Source organism: Nonomuraea sp. NPDC001699 (assembly GCF_053596455.1).
The window spans coordinates 578100-594240 of sequence record NZ_JBSFGF010000002.1; the positions used below are offsets into that span (position 1 = coordinate 578100).

The following is a 16141-nucleotide window of genomic DNA, read 5'->3' on the forward strand; positions in this document are numbered from 1 at the left end:
GCATGCTCGCTCCCGGCGCCGGCCTGACCGCCTTCCCCAACGTGCCCGACGACGTGCGGACGATCGACCTGGCCTGGAACGGGATCACGCACGTGCCCGACCGGGTGGCCGGGCTCGGCTCGCTGGAGGAGCTGCGGCTCGACGGCAACCGGCTGCGCGAGCTGCCCGGCCTGTCCGGCCTGACCGCGCTGCGCGCCCTGCACCTCGACGGCAACGAGCTGAGCGAGGTCCCCGCCTGCCCGCCCGGGCTGGAGACCCTGTTCCTCTACGGCAACCGGATCGAGCGCCTGCCCGGCGACCTCGGCCCGCGCCTGCGCCACCTGGCGCTCGGCGGCAACCGGCTGACCTCCGTGCCCGCCGCGTTGTGGAAGCTGACCGCGCTCGAATCCCTCAACCTCGCCGAGAACGCCCTCACCAAGATCTCCCCGGACATCGGCGGCCTGACCCGGCTGCGCATGCTCGACCTCGGCCACAACCGGCTCGCCTCGATCCCGCCCGAGGTGGGCGACCTGCCGCTCACCGACTACCTCTACCTGAGCGACAACGGCTTCACCGACGTCCCCGCCGCGCTCGGCCGCCTCGACCGGCTGGCCTACCTCAACCTGACCGACAACCGGCTGACCAGGCTCCCGGACGCGCTCGGGTCGATGACGTCCCTGGTGGAGCTGCGGCTGTACAACAACCGGCTGGAGGCGCTGCCCGAGACCGTCGGCGGGCTCGGCAGCCTGCGCGAGCTGCACCTGCAGGGCAACCGGCTGACCCGGCTGCCCGCCTCCCTCGCGGCGCTGACCGGGTTGCGCGTGCTCGACCTGCGCAACAACCACCTGAGCGAGCTGCCCGTGCTGCCGTCCGGGCTCACCCATCTCGACCTGCGCAACAACCGGCTGCGCGAGCTGCCCGACTCGCTCGCGGCGCTGACCGGGCTGCGCAAGCTCGACCTGCGCTGGAACAAGCTCTACGACGACCCGCCGGTGCTCGGTCTCCTGCGCGCCCGGGGCTGCGTCGTCCTGCGCTGAACCGGCGCGGGCGGCCGTGCGTACCTCCGCACATGACGACATTTCCACGTCTGGCCGCTCTCGCGCTGCTGGCCGGGCTGGTCGCCGCCTGCTCCTCCGGGGGCGGCTCCGCGGCGCCCGGTCCAAGCGCCCCGCGGGCGGCGGCGCCGCAGACCGTCGAACAGCTCGCCGCCAAGGTCGGCTGCAAGCCGCGCATGCAGGTGGACGCCGCCGAGATCCGTACGGGCTACTGCCGCACCCCCGACGGCCAGTTCTTCGTCACGACGTTCGCCAGCCAGTCCGGCAAGGACGCCTGGATGGACGCCGCCCCCGAGTACAACCCCCACCTGGTCGGCAACCTGTGGACCGTGCTGTCCAGCCGCAAGGTGCTGGAGCTGCTGAAGGAGCGGCTCGGCGGCGACCTCCACCTGAAGGACCACCGCACGAACCAGATGCGCAAGGTCGGTTAGCGGGCCCTACGCCGCCGTCAGGATGACCCGCTTGCGGAACACCCAGTACGTCCAGCCCTGGTAGACCAGCACGAACGGCAGCGTGATCAGCCCGATCCAGCTCAGCATCGTCAGCGTGTACGGCCCCGAGGCGGCCTGCGCCAGCGTCAGCCCCGGCAGCGGCGCGACGCGCAGCTCTATGAAGACCGCCAGCGTGGCCAGCACGATGCCCGCGGCCGTCGCGCCGAACGCCCAGCCCTCCCTGCGCCGCCAGATCAGCGCGGCGGCGGCGGCCAGCGCGGCCATGGCGGCCAGGGCAGGCGGCGAGCCCAGGTTCGACAGGGCGAGCACAGCCACCGGGATGGCCACCGCCGCCGCGGCCATGGCGGCGGTCCTGGCCCGGCGGCGCACCGGGCCGGTGGTCCGCAGCGCCAGGAAGACCGCGCCGTGCAGCACGCAGAGCGTCAGCGTGAACGCCCCGCCGACCAGGGCCGCCGGGCCGCTGTCGAACAGCACGTCGGCGAAGATCGCGCCCCACAGGAACGCCGGGAGGCCGCTGCCGACCAGGATGCCGACGTCGCACCAGATCGGATTGGCGACCTTGCCGCGCCATTCGAGCCCGACGCCGCGCACGATCAGGCCGACCAGGATGAGCGTGACGGGCAGGTAGAAGGCGCTGAACAGGCCGGAGTACCAGGCGGGGAACGCGGCGAACATGGCGCCGACCGCCGTGATCAGCCACACCTCGTTGCCGTCCCAGACCGGGCCGATGGTCTGCAGGCTCTGACGCTGCTCGGCGGCGTTCCTGCTCAGGAGCGGCGCCAGCAGGCCCACGCCGAAGTCGAAGCCTTCGAGGACGAAGTACCCGGTCCAGAGGAAGGCGATGATGACGAACCACAGGTTGATCATGGTCTGGTCCCTCTAGTACATCAGCGACGGTTCGAGCGGCTGCGCCTCGGGAGCCGGCTGCGGCTCCTCGACGCCCTTGCGTACGTGCTTGGCCAGCAGGACGACCTCGGCCACGGCGAGGCCGCCGTACAGGAGCGTGAAGACGGTCAGCGAGATGGCGACCTCGGCCAGGGTCACGCCGGGCGAGACGCTGGAGGCGGTCAGCAGCTCGCCGGCGACCGTCCACGGCTGCCGGCCGATCTCGCTCAGCAGCCAGCCCGCGATCACCGCGGCGAACGGCAGCGGCAGCGCGAGCAGCAGCGCCCGCGCCAGCCAGGACGGCACCTCGCGCCTGCGCCGGGTCAGCCAGAGCCCGAGCAGCGCCAGCCCCGCCGTGGCCATGCCGAACACGATCATCACGCGGAACGACCAGAACACGATCGTCTGGTCGGGCCGGTAGTCGCCGGGGCCGAACTGCTGCTCGAAGCGCTTCTGCAGGTCCTCGGTGCCCTGGACGGTGGCGTTGAGGTCGTTGGTGGCCAGGAAGCTGAGGACCTTCGGGATCTCGATGCCGGGCGCGAGGGAGAAGGCCGCCCCGGCGGTGTCGCGCTCCAGGCCCTCGGCGGAGGCCAGCTTCATGGGCTGCTGCTCGTACATCAGCTTGGCCGACATGTCGCCGGTGCCCGCGACGACCGCCCCCGCGATCGCCGTCATGACCAGCGCGCCCCGGGCGGCGCTGCGCCACATCGGCGCGCGCGTCCTGAGCAGCCAGTAGCCGCTGACCGCCAGCACGAACCCGCCCGCCACGATGAACGCCGCCCCGATGACGTGGGGGACCTGCGCGACCGCCGTGGAGTTGGTCAGCACCGCCCACAGGTCGGTCATCCTGGCCTTGCCGTCCACGACCTCGTAGCCGACCGGGTGCTTCATCCAGGCGTTGGCCGCGAGGATGAAGTAGGCCGACAGGTTCGATCCGATGGCGGCGGCCCAGATGCTGGCCAGGTGCGCCTTCTTCGGCAGCCGGTCCCAGCCGAAGATCCACAGGCCGAGGAACGTGGACTCCATGAAGAAGGCCAGCAGCGCCTCCATGGCCAGCGGGGCGCCGAACACGTCCCCGACGAACGTGGAGTACTCACTCCAGTTCATGCCGAACTGGAACTCCTGCACGATGCCGGTCACCACGCCCATGGCGAAGTTGATCAGGAACAGCTTCCCGAAGAACTTCGTGAGCTTGAGGTAGTGCTCCTTGCCCGTACGGTGCCAGGCCGTCTGCAGGCCCGCCACGAAGATGCCCAGACCGATGGTCAGGGGTACGAACAAGAAGTGGTACACGGTGGTGACCCCGAACTGCCACCGTGCCAGGTCAAGCGCGTCCATCTGTTCCCCACCCGCTCATCGCTCTACAGGCTGTAGTACTTCTACCTGTAGTAGTACTACAGGGCGTAGAGCATCGCGATGCGACCTTGGTCACATCCCCCGTTTTCTGGCTACTCGTCGAGGATTCCGTACGGGTACGTCCCGGCGCGTCACCCGCCGGGCGGATCGTTCTCTACCCCGCCCGGCGGACCCCGCCGGAGGCGTCCAGGTAGGCCTGGAGATTGCCCAGCTCGAACCCGCGCCGCCGGATCTTGTCGATCAGCACGCGGAAGTCCGCCGCCAGGTTGGGGCGGAAGTGCAGGAGCAGGATGTCGCCGGGACGCAGGCGCTTGTCGGGCACCTGGTAGGCGATCTTGCCGCCCGGCTGGACGGTGGCCGTCCACAGCAGCACGGCCTTCATCCCGCAGCGCCGGGCGGCCCGCAGCGTGTCGGTGTTGTAGCTGCCGAACGGCGGCCGGAACAGGGACGGCCGGGCCCCGATCTCCCTGCCGACCACCTGGGCCGAGCCGCAGATCTCGCGGCGCTGGCCGTCGAAGGGCAGGCGGCGCAGGTCGGGGTGGGTCAGCGTGTGGTTCTCGATGGGCACGTGGAGATCGCGGAGCTGGCGGAAATATCCCCACTTGCCGGCGCCCACGTAGCGGCCGGGGCCGCCCGCCGGGTCGGGGCTGCCCTTGGCCTCGACCGCGTCGCGCATGGCGAAGGCGGTGATGGGCACGCGCCGGTCGCGTACCAGCTTGACGAAGCCGGGGTCCTGCTCCCAGCCGTCGTCGATGGTCAGGAAGACGACCTTGCGCTTGGTGGGGATCGAGCTGATCACCGGGGGCAGGCCGTCCTCGCCCCTGATCGGGCCCACCTCGCCCGCGCGCGGCAGCGCCCCCGGCGCCCCCGGCGGGCCCTGCGGGGTGGGCCGGGGAGTGCGCGCGCCGGTCGCGGACGGCTTCGCCGACGGCTCCGGCTCGACGTCGCCGGTCGTGCCGCCCTGCGCGCACCCGGCGACCAGCGCCGACAGCACCCCGGCGAGCACGACGGGACCCAGCCCGCCACGCCCGGCCCCGCCCCAGACCGTTCCACGCCCCCAGCACATGGAGCACCATCTTGCCAGCCCTGATCCGCACGACGCGTCGCGCGACTGGCAGGTCTTGCCCTTAACCAGCCGCTCACCGGTGCCTAGAGTGGCCGCATGAAGGTGGCGGGCAGCGCCGTGATCGGCGTACAACGTGATCGAGTGTGGGCCGCGCTCCAGGACCCGGCGGTGCTCGTACGCACCATCCCGGGCTGCGAGCGCCTGGAGGAGACCGGGCCGGACACCTACAGGATGACGGTCAACGCGGGCGTGGCGTCCGTCAAGGGCGTCTACCAGGGGGAGGTGGCGCTGGCCGAGCCGCACGCGCCGGAGAGCTTCACCCTGCGGGCGCGCGGCCAGGGCGCGCCCGGCACGGTCGAGGCCACCGTCCAGGTGCGCCTGAGCGAGATCGACGGCGGCACCCGCGTCGACTACGACGCCGACGCCGTGATCGGCGGGATGATCGGCGGGGTCGGGCAGCGCATGCTCGGCTCGGTGGCCCGGCGCACGGCGGGGGAGTTCTTCTCCGCCGTCGAGGGCCACCTCTGCGCCCCGCTCCCCGCCGCCCAGGCGCCGGCCGACGCCGCACCCGCCCAGGCCGCTCCCGCGGTCTTCCAGCGGCCGCCCGGACGGGCCGCCGAGACCCGCCCGTGGGCGCTGCTGGCCTCCTTCGGCATGGGCGCGGGCGTCGCCCTCACCGGCGTCGCCGTCGGCTGGCTGCTCGCCCGAGGCGGACGCGGCCGGCGCGGCTGAGGGACGCGCCCCGACGACCCTCGCGGAAAAGGATCTCCGGGCGTAGCGTGGCGGTATGCGGCAGGCACACGCTGAAGACGCACGGACCGAAGCCAGGCGCATCGTACGCAACCTGCTGGGCGACGAGCGCCCGACCGCCGAGACCCTGGTCGCCGACGTGCGGCCGGTGCTCGGCGACGAACGGACCGACCGCGCGCTCGGGCTCGCGCTCGGCGCCTCCCTCACCCGCAGATCGGCCGAACTGGCCGCCATCGCCGCGCTCCTCGTCGGCACCCGCGAGCTGGGCGACGGCTGGTGGACGCGGCCCAGGGGCGGCAAGCTGCCCTCTCCCGACGAGGTGCTGCGCACGGCCGTCGCGATCGAGCCGTGGACGGACCTGACCGCGCTGGAGATGCTGGCCGCCTGGAGCGCCGACGACGCCGCCGACCAGCTCTGGGGCCGTCCCGCCGCCGCGGTCGACCTCAACTCCTGGCAGGCCGAGGACCGCTTCTCCCTGCCGCCGGGGGTCAGGCCGGGCCAGCGGCTCGTGGTGCACTTCGACGCGGGCGGCCGGCTCGACGCGGTCGTCGCCCGCCGTTCCGACGACGCGCTCGGGTCCAATCTGGACTTCCAGTCGCTGCGCTACTCCAGGCCCGCCGAGGCCCAGTGGAGCTGGGGGGTGGCGGCCGGGCTGGGGCCCCACCGGCTCCCCGGCGAGAAGCCCGACCCCTACGCCCGCGAGATCCCGGCCGCCGCCGCGGGCGTCCTGCGGGCCTGGGCCGTACGCCACGGCGTCACCCGGGAGGAGCTGGGCGAACGCTGGGGGACCGTGGGCGACGTGGTGGCCGCCATCGAGCGGGTCGACTGGATGTGGCGCAGCGGCGAGTGGTTCGGATGGTGGCGCGGCGCGTCCGCGCTGGTGGACGACTCGGCCTACCTGCCCTACCGCCTGGAGGAACTGGCCGCCGGCTGATCGGCTCCTTGCGGGAGCGGCCCGCAGGAATCGCCGTGCGGGCCGCGTGGTTGTGGCTGAGGTGAAAGTCGAGATTTTCTCCGATGTCGTGTGCCCTTGGTGTTACATCGGGCATGTCAGATTCGCCCGCGCCGCCGAGCGCTTCCGGGCCAAGGGCGGCACGATCGAGGTGACCATGCGCCCGTTCCAGCTCAATCCCGACGCCCCCGCCGAGGCCGAGCCGCTGATCCCGGCCCTTGAGCGCAAGTTCGGGCCCGGCGCGCGGCAGATGACCGAGCGCGTCGGGTCCGTCGCCGCCGAAGAGGGCCTGGCGATGGACTACGAGCGGGCCGTCAGCGCCAACACCTTCGAGGCCCACCGGCTCATCGAGGTCGCCACCGCCCAGGGGCTCGGCAAGGAGATGGCCGACCGGCTGTTCGGCGCGTACTTCGGCGAGGGCGCGGACGTGGGCGACCCCGGCGTGCTGAGCCGCCTGGCCGCCGAGGTCGGCGTCGAGGACACCGGCGAGGGCGCCGAGCAGGTGCGCGAGCAGCTCGGCCGGGCCGGGGCGCTGGGCATCAGCGGGGTGCCGCTGTTCCTGTTCGAGGGCAAGTTCGCGGTGTCGGGCGCGCAGCCCGAGGACGCCTTCGCGGCGGCCATCGACGAGGTCGCCGAGCGTACCGGGCAGACGCCGATCACCCAGCTCGCGCCGCCGGCCGACGGGTGCGACGACGACGGCTTCTGCGCGGTCTGAACGGCCCCGCCCGCGGCGGTGCGAGAATCGGGGGGTGTCCAGCCGTCGCCTTGGTTACCTGCTCAAGCATGCCGCGCTGCGCCTGGCCGAGTTCACCGGCCCGGCGCTGGAGCCGTACGGCCTCGACGGGCGGGAGCTCGCCGTGCTGGCGGTGATCGACGCCCCCGAGCCGCTGTCGCAGCAGGAGCTGGCCCAGCGGCTCGGCATCGACCGCACGACCATGGTCGCCATGGTCGACGCGCTGGAGGCCAAGAAGCTGGTGGCGCGGCGGCCCCACCCGGGCGACCGCCGCAAGAACGCGGTGGAGCTGACCGACGGCGGCCGCGAGACCATGCGCCTGGCGGTGCCGGCCGTGGAGGCCGCCGAGCGCGCCTTCCTCTCCACCCTGCCGGAGGACGAGCAACGCCTGTTCAGGGACGCCCTGCACCGGCTGGTGTGAGACCGGAGCGGCGCCCTGCGCCGGCTGGTGTGCGGCGCCGGGGTCAGGCCGGGGTGGCGCCCTCGCCGAGCTGGCCGGAGCGGTGGTGGCGGCGGCAGAGCACCTGGTAGCGCACCGCCGAGGCGTCGGTGTCGCCGATCACGACCTGCTCGCCCGTCCGCGCCAGCACGCCGCCCACCACGCGCGCGTTGAGCTGCCCGGGGCGGCCGCACCAGCACAACACCTCGACCTGCAGCCGGCACACCTCGTCGGCCAGCTCGAACAGCCGCTGCGCGCCCGGGAACATGACCGACCGGAAGTCGGAGGCCAGCCCGAAGGCGTAGACGTCGATGCCGTGCTCGTCCACCAGGTCGGCGAGCTGCTCGATCTGCTCGACCGTGTAGAAGCAGGCCTCGTCGCAGATCAGGTAGTCGATGCGCTCGTGCGAGGTGACCAGGCGCACGAGGTCGAGGGTGTCCTCCACCTCGATCGCCTCAAGGCCCAGCCCGATCCGGCTGGTGACCTTCGGGCCGCCGGAGCGGTCGTGCTTGGTCAGGACCAGCCCGCGCCGCCCTTGGCGGCCGTGGTTGTAGTTCATCTGGAGCGCCAGAGTGGACTTCCCGCAGTCCATGGGGCCGAAGTAGAACTTCAGCACGGCGTCCCGCGCTCCAGAAGGCACGGCAGACAAGGCAGACAGTTCGGTCACGGGAGGCCAGCTTAGCGGCTTGGCTTGTCCCATGACCTCGTGGGACATTTCTCCCCTGGACTATCAGGAGGAACTGTGGTCACCGACAATCCACCGACGCTCGACGCGATGCTGACACAGGACGACGTGACGGCCGCCCAGGCCGACGCCACCCGATGGCGGTACGGTTTCCTGGTCGTCGTGGCGGGCATCGTCGCGATCCTGATCGCCTTCGGCGCCGCCGTGTTCGCCACCAAGGAGTTCGCCGCGCTGTTCGCGGGCGTCGCCGGGGTGGTGGGCACGATCATGGGCGCCTATTTCGGCGTGCAGGCGGGGCAGTCGGGGAAGGCCAAGGTCGAGGCCGAACTGGCGAAGTCCCAGGAGCTGGTGGTGCGCCTGGCGGCCTATGTCGGCACCCAGAACGCGCCCCGGGTCATCGACGAAGTTCTCGGCCGTCGCCGAAGCTGAGGAGCCATGCGTAGCGTCCGTATCGGAGTGGACACCGGGGGCACGTTCACCGACGTCGTGGCGGTGGACGAGCAGACCGGTGAGATCGTCACCACCAAGACCCCCTCGACCCCCGCGAACCCGGCCGACGGGTTCGTCGCGGGCATCGGGAAGCTGGGCGAGCTCGACGTCGCCTCCATCGTCCACGGCACCACCGTCGCCACGAACCAGTTGCTCGAAGACCGCATCGCGAACCTCGGGTTCATCACCACCGAGGGCTTCGAGTACGTCCTGGAGATCGCCAGGCAGAGCGTGCCGGACGGCTACGGCAACTCCTACTTCTGGGTCAAGCCGCCGCGGATCGTCCCCGTGCATCTCGTCAGGACGGTCGGCGGGCGGCTGGACCACCTCGGCAACGAGGTGCGGCCCTTCTCCGAGGAGCAGGCCGTCGAGGCGGCGCGCTGGTTCAGGTCGAAGGGCATCAACGCGGTCGGCGTGTGCTTCCTGCACTCCTACGCCAACCCCGAGCACGAGCGCCGCATGCGCGAGGTGCTCTGGCGCGAGCACCCGGAGGCGGTGATCTCGCTGTCCAGCGACGTGCTGCGCGAGTACCGCGAGTACGAACGCTCGATCACCACCCTGGTGGACGCCGCCGTCAAGCCCGCCATGCGCGGCTACATCGCCAACCTGTCCAACCGGCTGGGCATGCCGTTCTCGGTGATGAAGTCCAACGGCGGCGTGCTGTCGGCCCGCGAGGTCGTCAACCAGCCGATCACCACCGTGCTGTCGGGCCCGGCGGCGGGCGCGCTCGGCGCGGCGCTGATCGCCTCCACCGCCGGGCACCCCTCGGTGATCACCCTGGACGGCGGCGGCACCTCGACCGACGTGGCCGTGGTGATCGACGGCGAGCCGTCGCTGACCACCGAGGGCACGGTCGGCCGCTACCCGTGCAAGATCCCGATGATCGACATCGTCACGGTCGGCGCGGGCGGCGGCTCGGTGGCCTGGATCTCGCCCGAGGGCACGCTCAAGGTCGGCCCCCGCTCCGCCGGCGCCGATCCGGGGCCGCTCTGCTACGGCAAGGGCGGCTCGGAGGTCACCGTCACCGACGCGCACGTCTTCCTCGGCCGCATCCCGCCCCACCTGCTCGGCGGCGAGATCCCGCTCGACGTGGAGGCCGCCCGCCAGGGCGTCGAGGCGCTGGCCGCCAAGCTGGGGCTCACCCCCGAGCGCACCGCGACCGGCATCCTGGAGATCAGCGCGTTCAACCAGAGCAACGCGATCCGGCAGCTCACCGTCAAGCGCGGCCTCGACGTACGCGACTTCCCGCTGGTGACGTTCGGCGGGTCGGGGCCGCTGCTGGCCTGCCGCCTGATCGACATCCTGGGGCTGCCGACCGTCGTCGTCCCGCGCGACCCGGGCAACGTCTCGGCGTTCGGCCTGCTCACCGTGGACGTCAAGAACGACTACGTGCGCACGTACGTCACCCGCGACCTCGCGCTCAAGACCGCCGCGCAGATCTTCCAGGAACTGGAGGGCCAGGCCGCCGAGGCGCTCGACCGCGAGGGCTTCGACGACCCGGTCTACGTCCGCAGCGCCGACCTGCGCTACTACGGGCAGGCGTTCGAGGTGCGCGTCGCCGCCCCGGCGGGCCCGCTCGACGACGACTGGAAGCGCACGGTGATCGACGGCTTCCACGACGCCCACGAGAAGCTGTACGGCTACGCCTACCGGGACGACCCCCGCCACGGCGTCGAATGGGTCAACCTGCGCGTCTCGGGAATCGGTCCGATCACCCGTCCGGCCGTCCGGCGGCTGGAGGGGCCGGGCAGCGGGGCCACCTCGGTCCGTCCCGTGCATTTCGACGAGACCCGCGACACGCCGATCCACCAGCGCGCCGCCCTCGGCCCCGGCGCCACCGTCCAGGGCCCGGCGGTCATCGAGGAGTACGGATCGACGATCCCCGTGCACCCGGGCTTCACCGCGAAGGTGGACGAATACGGAAATGTGGAGATCCGACGTGATTGATCCGATCCTGGTGGAGATCGTCGAGGGCACGCTGGCCTCCGTCGAGCAGGAGGTCGAGACGGCCATCGCCCGTACCGCCCGCTCCCCGATGATCCGCGACGCGCACGACTTCCGCGCCGGCATCCACGACGCCCGCCTGCGCAAGCTCACCGGCCGCTCCTACAGCGCGCTCGTCCAGCCGATCGTGCGCGACTTCCCGATCGAGACGATGAAGCCCGGCGACGTCTACTTCCACAACGACGTCTACCTGTCCGAGGGCGGCATCGGCCACCTGCCCGACCTGTGCGTCACCGTGCCGGTCTTCCACGACGGGGCGGTGGTGGCGTTCGTGCAGGCGTTCGGCCACCACGACGACATCGGCGGCGCCGTGCCCGGCTCGATGCCCTCGCACGCCCGCTCGGTGTACGAAGAGGGCCTGATGATCCCGCCGATCAAGCTGTGGGACCAGGGCGTCCCCAACGAGACCGCGCTGCGCATCATGACCCGCAACTCCCGCATGCCCGACTCCCTGGCCGGCGACCTCGACGCCGAGTGCTCGGCCTGCCTCATGGGCGCCCGCCGCCTCGGCGAGCTGTTCGACCGGTACGGCAGGCAGGCCGTCGAGGAGTGCTTCGACGCGATCGTCTCCAAGACCACCGAGACCTTCCGCAGGGAACTGCTCGCCAAGATCCCCGAAGGCACGTACGTCTGGGAGGACTACGCCGAGCACGACGGCGTCGACGAGCCCCGCCTGCACGCCCAGCGCATCACGCTCACCGTCGACCACGCCGCCGACGCGCCGCTCACGATCGACTTCACCGGCACCTCGCCCCAGGCCAAGGGCCCGATCAACCACGCGGGCGACTACGCCGACGGCGTCTTCCTGAAGAAGTGGCTCGCGCCCGTGCTGCGCAACCTCGCCGACACGCCCGAGCGCATGGCCGAGCTCGACGTCAACGAGGGCGTCGTCCCGCTGATCAAGATGGTCTTCCCGGAGAAGGGCACGCTGCTCACCCCGGTCTTCCCCGCCCCCACCAACGCCCGCACGTTCGTCATCCTGCGCCTGCTCGGCGTGCTGGCCGGCGTGCTGGCCAAGGCCACCGGCGGACGCATGCCCGCCGACCAGGAGACCATCCGCTACACCGGCGTGTACGGCACCGACGCCGACGGGATGCCGTACCTGATGCGCGAGGTCCTGGGCGGCGGCTCGGGCGGCCGCTGGTACGCCGACGGCGAGGACACCATCCACATCGTCCCCGACTCGCGCAACATCCCGGTCGAGTTCGCCGAGGCGCGCTGGCCGTTCCGGGTGGAGCGGCTGGGGCTGGCCTGCGACTCGGGCGGTCCGGGCATGTTCCGCGGCGGGCTGGGCTACGACAAGCACATCAGGATGCTCCGGGACGCGTCGTACATGTCGATCGCCGACCGGTCGATCCTGTCGTGCTGGGGCGTCAACGGCGGCCTGGCCGGGCGCCCGTTCCGGGTGGAGATCGCGGGCAAGGAGATGGACGGCCTGGTGGACGACCACCCCGTCCAGGCCGGCGACCTGATCCGCATCCGCACGACGGGCGGCGGCGGCTGGGGCTCCCCCTACGACCGCGACCCGAGGGCGGTGGCGGCCGACGTCCGCGACGGCAAGGTCTCGATCGCCGGCGCCCTCGGCGACTACGGCGTGGTCCTGGACGGCGACCGCATCGACGAACGCGGCACCGCCGAACTCCGCGCCCGCCTCCGTCCCCCCGCGGACCGCTTCTTCGACCGCGGCCCCGGCTACCCGAGGCTGTCCGGCGGAAGAACGTTCGCCGAGGTGGACGAACTGTAAAGACATCATCACTCTTCGTTATGAACAGGGCTACCATGGCCCCTCGTGAACCCCCCGTCCTCGGCGTACGTCGACGAGTCCATGCTGCTCACGCATGGTGTGTACCTGATGGCCGCGATGCTCGTGGCTCCCCATCAGGCGGACCACTGTCGGACCGAGTTGCGCGCTTTTCTGTTCCGGAGGCAGCCACGGCTGCACTGGCGCGACGAGAACGACAAGCGGCGGATGCAACTCATCGAGGCGGTGGCTGCGCTGCGGCCCGCGGGCATCGTCGTGGCGTCCACCGGCCTGGACGCCAAGCGACAGGAGCGGGCCCGGCGCAAGTGCATGGAGTGCCTGCTCTGGGAGCTGGGCGATCACCACGTGAATGACGTGGTCTTCGAGCGTCGGGGCCAGCTTGATCGGCGGGATCACGAACTGGTCGCCGCCCTCCAAGGTCGCCACGCCATGCCGTCGAAGCTGGTCGTGTCGTGGTGTGACCCCATGATCGAGCCGTTGTTGTGGTTGCCGGACATCGTCGCGGGGGCGAAGTCTCTGGCCGAGCGCGGCGATCACCGCTTCTGGAGCCAGGTGGAGAGCGGAATGCTCGTGAGAGCCATCGACGCCCGTTGACATGCGCGAGCCCGGGCTTCCGTCGTCCGGCGGCCTACCCGGGCTCACTTCCGATCCCCCCGCAGGAGGTCGGCGTTGTCTTGCCGGCGCGAGGTCCGGGCTCCTGTCAATTCCGGCAGTACACCCGGTTCACTTCCACCTCCCCGTAGGAAGGCGGCGTGCTCCTACTGTACCTGGATGCGCACACAGTGTCACCCTCGATCTCTGGGCAGGGAAGCCGCCTGGTGGGGGAGCGGGACCGTCGGGACGGTGCCGGGGGAGCAGACGTGGGCGATCCTGGAGGTCCGGGTCTCAGAGCGGGAGCAGGACAGGACCGGCTGACGGCGGCCGAGGCCCGCCTCCCGGCCTGAGGCTCACTTCTCCTCGAAGCTCGCGAAGTACGTGGCCGCCATGTCCTGGTCGCCGTGTCCCTGGGCCTCGGCGCGGCGCAGGCGTTCGCCGGCCGCCGCCACCATGTCCAGTCGCACCCCGGCCGACTCGCCCGCCTGGGTGATCAGCCGGGTGTCCTTCTCGGCGTTGTGGACGGTGAAGGACGGCTCGAAGTCGCCCTCCAGGATGGCCTTCGACTTGGCCTGGAAGTAGACGTTGTCCATCGGGCCGCCGGTCACCACCTCGCGGACCAGGCCGGGGTCGAGGCCGAGCCCCTTGGCGAGGGCCAGGGCCTCGGCCACGATGCCGGTCATCGAGATGCCGTAGCTGACGGCGGCCATCTTGAGCTTGGTGCCGGTGCCCTGAGAGCCGTCCTCGCCGAGCCAGAGCGTGCGCGAGCCGACGGCGTCGAAGACCGGGGCGAGCGCCTGCCGGGCCTGTTCGGGGGCCGCCGCCAGGATGACCAGCTTGCCCTGCTCGGCCGGCTGCCTGGTGCCCTGGACGGGCGCGTCGGCGAAGGTCAGCCCGTGCTCGGCGGCCAGCGCGGCCAGGCGGTCCACCGCGGCCACGCCGACCGTGCTCATCTGCGCCCACACCTGGCCGGGGCGGAACGCGGGCGCGGCGGCGGTCATCGCGTCGTGGACGGCGTCGCCGTCGCTGAGCATCGTGACGATCACGTCGGCGCCCTCGACCGCCTCGGCGGGGGAGCCGGCGACGAGCGCGCCGTCGGCCGCCAGCGGCTCGGCCTTGTCCCGCGTACGGTTCCACACCCTGACCGACAGACCGGACTTGAGCAGGTTGCGGGCCATGGGGGCGCCCATGAGCCCGGCCCCGAGCACTGCGACTTCAGTCATGAGATCACCCTACGACGGGCCGTTCCGGCGACCCCGGCCAGGTGCGGCCTCCGGATGCGAGGATGTCCGGCATGGGACCTTCGCGGATCATCGCCGTACGACACGGGGAGAGCCAGGCGAACCTGGCGCACGCGCAGGCCGGCGACCGGCCGCTGGTCTACGAGCGGGGCGACGACGAGGTGTCGCTGACCGACCTCGGCCTGCTCCAGGCGCAGGCGCTCGGCCGCAGGCTGGCCGGGCTGCCCGACGGCGAGGCGCCCGAGGTGGTGTGGTGCTCGCCGTACCTGCGGGCACTGGACACCTGGAACGCCGTCCGGGAGTCCTGGGGAGCCGCCGCGCTGCCGGTGACCGTGGACGAGCGGCTCAGGGACCAGGAGTCGGGCGCGTTCGCGCCCTTCAACCTGGCCGCCATCAGCGAGCGCTTCCCCGGCGAGGTGCGGCGGATGCGGGCCGAGGGCCCCTACGCCTACCGGCCGCCCGGCGGCGAGTCGCTGGCCGACGTGGTGGTCCGGCTCAAGGACTTCCTGGCCGGGCTGCGCGAGGCGGCCGACGGGCGGCGGGTGCTGATCGTCGCCCACGACTCGGTGGTGCTGGGGCTGCGGCACGTCATGGCCGGGCGGGACGACGCCGCGCTGGCCGACGTCCTGCGGTTCGCGCCGGTGCTGAACGCGTCACTGTCGGTCTGGCGGGCCGCGGGCGGAGGGTTCGAGGTGGTGGCGTTCAACGACGTCACCCACCTAGATCCCGCTTGAGCCGCAGCAGCCGCGCCCGCCGCGCGTGGGCCTGCCCGGTCAGCACGGCGCTCGCCGCCACGAACGCGAGCCCGAGCACCAGCGCGCCGGTGGCCACGGCGGCGACGAGCGCGGTGGTGAGCAGGGCGGCGGCCAGGGCGATCCAGCCGGCGATCACCCGGTCGCGGGCGAACAGCGGCGTCCTGCGCGTGCTCAGCCAGCCGCCGTAGCAGGCCCAGGCCAGGCAGAACGCGGTGAGGGCGGCGAAGGCCAGGTGGGTGCGGCCGGGCAGTGGGCCGGGCTCGGTCCACCACAGGGCGCAGACGAAGACCGTCCCGGCGGTCCCCGCGAGCAGGGCGGTCAGCGCGCGCACGCGCCGCCACGGCGACAGCGACGGTTCGAGGCGCTCGATGATCTCGTCGGCGGTCAGGCGCGGCTCATCGGTCATGGTCGATCTCCTTCAGGTGGTCGCGCAGGAGGCGGCGGGCGCGGCTGAGTCTGGACTTGACGGTTCCGGCGGGGATGCCGCAGATCTGGGCGCACTCCTCGACCGGCAGGTCCTCCAGGTAGTGCAGGACGAGGATCTCCCGCTCGGGAAGGGGCAGGGCGGACAGGGCGGCCACCAGGCCGGCGCGGTCCACGACGGCCCCGGCGGGGTCCTCGGTCACCGGCTCGGGCTCGGCCGCGCTCTCCGCCCTCGCGTACTCCTCGCGCAGGCGGTCGGTGACCGCCCGGCGGGCGATGGTGAACAGCCAGGGCGCGAACCGTCCGGGGGCGCGCAGCCGGGGCAGGCCGCGCACGACGGCCGCCCAGATCTCCTGGGCGACGTCGTCGGCCCGTTCGGCGTCCAGCATGCGCCGGACGTAGGTCCAGACCGGGGTGTGCCACCGGTGCACGAGTTCGGCGATCGCCGTACGTTCGCCCAGCTGGGCGCGTACGACGAGCAGCTCATCTGTCATGTCGTCCTTCCGTCACCCTGCTCAGTC

General features: G+C 72.2%; 18 protein-coding genes. 11 read left to right on the forward strand and 7 right to left on the reverse strand.

Annotated features, from left to right (window positions below; genetic code table 11):
- Positions 1–2: 2 nt before the first annotated feature.
- Positions 3–1016, forward strand: coding sequence for a leucine-rich repeat domain-containing protein (locus ACWCSU_RS08200; protein ID WP_449934408.1), 1014 nt, complete (start codon positions 3–5; stop codon positions 1014–1016).
- 32 nt (positions 1017–1048) lie between these two features.
- On the forward strand, positions 1049–1465 hold the full coding sequence (locus ACWCSU_RS08205) for a hypothetical protein (RefSeq protein WP_364089828.1): 417 nt from the start codon (positions 1049–1051) through the stop codon (positions 1463–1465).
- Positions 1466–1471: 6 nt separating this feature from the next.
- Here ACWCSU_RS08205 and cydB read toward each other — a convergent pair whose 3' ends face one another.
- From cydB to ACWCSU_RS08220, 3 genes are all read right to left on the reverse strand, one after another.
- On the reverse strand, positions 1472–2353 hold the full coding sequence (gene cydB / locus ACWCSU_RS08210) for a cytochrome d ubiquinol oxidase subunit II (RefSeq protein ID WP_357698220.1): 882 nt from the start codon (positions 2351–2353) through the stop codon (positions 1472–1474).
- A 12-nt stretch (positions 2354–2365) separates the two neighbouring features.
- On the reverse strand, positions 2366–3709 hold the full coding sequence (locus ACWCSU_RS08215; RefSeq protein ID WP_357698222.1) for a cytochrome ubiquinol oxidase subunit I: 1344 nt from the start codon (positions 3707–3709) through the stop codon (positions 2366–2368).
- A 172-nt stretch (positions 3710–3881) separates the two neighbouring features.
- Positions 3882–4793 (reverse strand): polysaccharide deacetylase family protein, encoded by a 912-nt coding sequence (locus ACWCSU_RS08220; protein ID WP_449934411.1) that lies wholly within the window; start codon positions 4791–4793, stop codon positions 3882–3884.
- A 96-nt stretch (positions 4794–4889) separates the two neighbouring features.
- Between ACWCSU_RS08220 and ACWCSU_RS08225 the strand changes: the two genes are divergently transcribed.
- The 4 genes from ACWCSU_RS08225 to ACWCSU_RS08240 all read left to right on the forward strand — a co-directional run bounded on the left by ACWCSU_RS08225 (position 4890) and on the right by ACWCSU_RS08240 (position 7649).
- A complete protein-coding gene (locus ACWCSU_RS08225) occupies positions 4890–5525 on the forward strand; it encodes an SRPBCC family protein (RefSeq protein ID WP_357698226.1) in 636 nt (211 codons plus the stop codon).
- A gap of 55 nt (positions 5526–5580) precedes the next feature.
- Complete coding sequence (locus tag ACWCSU_RS08230; protein ID WP_397036810.1) at positions 5581–6477, forward strand: hypothetical protein; 897 nt, start codon at positions 5581–5583, stop codon at positions 6475–6477.
- A 61-nt stretch (positions 6478–6538) separates the two neighbouring features.
- On the forward strand, positions 6539–7210 hold the full coding sequence (locus ACWCSU_RS08235; RefSeq protein ID WP_357698229.1) for a DsbA family oxidoreductase: 672 nt from the start codon (positions 6539–6541) through the stop codon (positions 7208–7210).
- 34 nt (positions 7211–7244) lie between these two features.
- Positions 7245–7649: a MarR family winged helix-turn-helix transcriptional regulator gene (locus tag ACWCSU_RS08240; RefSeq protein ID WP_357698231.1), complete on the forward strand. Its 405-nt coding sequence runs from the start codon at positions 7245–7247 to the stop codon at positions 7647–7649.
- A 43-nt stretch (positions 7650–7692) separates the two neighbouring features.
- Here the strand turns inward: ACWCSU_RS08240 and ACWCSU_RS08245 are convergent, their stop codons facing one another.
- On the reverse strand, positions 7693–8334 hold the full coding sequence (locus ACWCSU_RS08245) for a thymidine kinase (protein WP_449934415.1): 642 nt from the start codon (positions 8332–8334) through the stop codon (positions 7693–7695).
- Between the two features lie 108 nt (positions 8335–8442).
- On the opposite strand from ACWCSU_RS08245, the gene ACWCSU_RS08250 reads away from it, so the two are divergent.
- Genes ACWCSU_RS08250 through ACWCSU_RS08265 form a run of 4 tightly spaced genes read left to right on the forward strand, consistent with a single transcriptional unit; the run spans position 8443 to position 13201 of the window.
- Positions 8443–8781: a hypothetical protein gene (locus tag ACWCSU_RS08250; RefSeq protein ID WP_364089812.1), complete on the forward strand. Its 339-nt coding sequence runs from the start codon at positions 8443–8445 to the stop codon at positions 8779–8781.
- A gap of 6 nt (positions 8782–8787) precedes the next feature.
- Complete coding sequence (locus ACWCSU_RS08255) at positions 8788–10788, forward strand: hydantoinase/oxoprolinase family protein (RefSeq protein ID WP_449934418.1); 2001 nt, start codon at positions 8788–8790, stop codon at positions 10786–10788.
- Positions 10781–12589 carry a hydantoinase B/oxoprolinase family protein gene (locus ACWCSU_RS08260; RefSeq protein WP_357698237.1) on the forward strand — a complete coding sequence of 603 codons (1809 nt, stop codon included), beginning with the start codon at positions 10781–10783 and terminating at the stop codon, positions 12587–12589. The genes ACWCSU_RS08255 and ACWCSU_RS08260 overlap by 8 nt, the downstream gene beginning before the upstream one ends.
- A 45-nt stretch (positions 12590–12634) precedes the next feature.
- Positions 12635–13201, forward strand: coding sequence for a hypothetical protein (locus ACWCSU_RS08265; RefSeq protein WP_449934420.1), 567 nt, complete (start codon positions 12635–12637; stop codon positions 13199–13201).
- A 353-nt stretch (positions 13202–13554) separates the two neighbouring features.
- Here the strand turns inward: ACWCSU_RS08265 and ACWCSU_RS08270 are convergent, their stop codons facing one another.
- Positions 13555–14424, reverse strand: coding sequence for an NAD(P)-dependent oxidoreductase (locus ACWCSU_RS08270; RefSeq protein ID WP_449934422.1), 870 nt, complete (start codon positions 14422–14424; stop codon positions 13555–13557).
- A 71-nt stretch (positions 14425–14495) separates the two neighbouring features.
- Here ACWCSU_RS08270 and ACWCSU_RS08275 point away from each other — a divergent pair, with 71 nt between their 5' ends.
- Positions 14496–15176, forward strand: coding sequence for a histidine phosphatase family protein (locus ACWCSU_RS08275; protein WP_357698243.1), 681 nt, complete (start codon positions 14496–14498; stop codon positions 15174–15176).
- On the opposite strand, the gene ACWCSU_RS08280 is transcribed toward ACWCSU_RS08275, so the two are convergent.
- Positions 15154–15603, reverse strand: a complete 450-nt coding sequence (locus tag ACWCSU_RS08280) for a hypothetical protein (RefSeq protein ID WP_449934424.1) — start codon at positions 15601–15603, stop codon at positions 15154–15156. The genes ACWCSU_RS08275 and ACWCSU_RS08280 overlap by 23 nt on opposite strands.
- Complete coding sequence (locus tag ACWCSU_RS08285) at positions 15593–16114, reverse strand: RNA polymerase sigma factor (RefSeq protein WP_449934427.1); 522 nt, start codon at positions 16112–16114, stop codon at positions 15593–15595. Before ACWCSU_RS08285 ends, ACWCSU_RS08280 begins: the two co-directional genes overlap by 11 nt.
- Between the last annotated feature and the right edge of the window lie 27 nt (positions 16115–16141).

Bases quoted from the DNA above. Each gene is read 5' to 3' on its own strand.
- ACWCSU_RS08205 (WP_364089828.1), top strand. From the start codon at position 1,049: ATGACGACATTTCCACGTCTGGCCGCTCTCGCGCTGCTGGCCGGGCTG.
- ACWCSU_RS08200 (WP_449934408.1), top strand. From the start codon at position 3: ATGCTCGCTCCCGGCGCCGGCCTGACCGCCTTCCCCAACGTGCCCGAC.
- cydB (WP_357698220.1), bottom strand. From the start codon at position 2,353: ATGATCAACCTGTGGTTCGTCATCATCGCCTTCCTCTGGACCGGGTAC.
- ACWCSU_RS08270 (WP_449934422.1), bottom strand. From the start codon at position 14,424: ATGACTGAAGTCGCAGTGCTCGGGGCCGGGCTCATGGGCGCCCCCATG.
- ACWCSU_RS08230 (WP_397036810.1), top strand. From the start codon at position 5,581: ATGCGGCAGGCACACGCTGAAGACGCACGGACCGAAGCCAGGCGCATC.
- ACWCSU_RS08215 (WP_357698222.1), bottom strand. From the start codon at position 3,709: ATGGACGCGCTTGACCTGGCACGGTGGCAGTTCGGGGTCACCACCGTG.
- ACWCSU_RS08255 (WP_449934418.1), top strand. From the start codon at position 8,788: ATGCGTAGCGTCCGTATCGGAGTGGACACCGGGGGCACGTTCACCGAC.
- ACWCSU_RS08225 (WP_357698226.1), top strand. From the start codon at position 4,890: ATGAAGGTGGCGGGCAGCGCCGTGATCGGCGTACAACGTGATCGAGTG.
- ACWCSU_RS08220 (WP_449934411.1), bottom strand. From the start codon at position 4,793: ATGTGCTGGGGGCGTGGAACGGTCTGGGGCGGGGCCGGGCGTGGCGGG.
- ACWCSU_RS08250 (WP_364089812.1), top strand. From the start codon at position 8,443: ATGCTGACACAGGACGACGTGACGGCCGCCCAGGCCGACGCCACCCGA.
- ACWCSU_RS08285 (WP_449934427.1), bottom strand. From the start codon at position 16,114: ATGACAGATGAGCTGCTCGTCGTACGCGCCCAGCTGGGCGAACGTACG.
- ACWCSU_RS08275 (WP_357698243.1), top strand. From the start codon at position 14,496: ATGGGACCTTCGCGGATCATCGCCGTACGACACGGGGAGAGCCAGGCG.
- ACWCSU_RS08280 (WP_449934424.1), bottom strand. From the start codon at position 15,603: ATGACCGATGAGCCGCGCCTGACCGCCGACGAGATCATCGAGCGCCTC.